Source organism: Vibrio sp. 378 (assembly GCF_033339435.1).
Genome location: NZ_JAWOUO010000865.1, coordinates 1 through 586, shown reverse-complemented (window position 1 = coordinate 586; position 586 = coordinate 1). Strand labels below are relative to the sequence as shown.

Sequence of the window (586 nt, the reverse complement as noted above, 5' to 3'; positions counted from 1 at the left end):
AGGCAGGCATGACTGTTGGTACGTATCTGAGAATAATCTTTACGCAAATGCCCGGAAAACAAAAAGGCTACCTCTTTCGAGATAGCCTTTAAAATCAAGGTGAAATCTGAGTTTACAGAATAAAGCGACTTAGGTCTTCGTTTTCGATCGTATCGCCTAAACGTTCTTTATCGTAAGCTGCATCAATCACAAACTTAGCACCAGATTGCTCTGCTGCATCGTAAGAGATTTCGTCCATCAGACGTTCCATCACGGTATGTAGACGACGAGCACCAATGTTTTCTGTGGTTTCGTTTACCGTCCATGCCGCTTCTGCGATTTGCGTGATACCGTCTTCGGTAAATTCGATATCGACGTTTTCTGTCTTCATCAGCGCAATGTATTGTTCAGTCAGCGACGCTTTAGGTTCAGTCAAAATACGTTTGAAGTCGTGGCTGCTCAGTGCTTCCAATTCCACACGGATTGGCAGACGGCCTTGCAGTTCTGGAATGAGATCAGATGGCTTGGCAACTTGGAATGCTCCGGATGCAACAAACAGAATGTGGTCTGTTTTTACCATGCCGTGTTTTGTCGAAACGGTACTGCA

1 protein-coding gene is annotated in these 586 nt (G+C 45.1%); it reads right to left on the bottom strand.

Going from position 1 to position 586, the window contains the following annotated elements; all coding sequences use genetic code 11:
• Positions 1 to 112 precede the first annotated feature (112 nt).
• The coding region (locus tag R7Q48_RS29295) for an AAA family ATPase (protein WP_318133870.1) at positions 113 to 586 on the bottom strand (474 nt) is incomplete at its 5' end.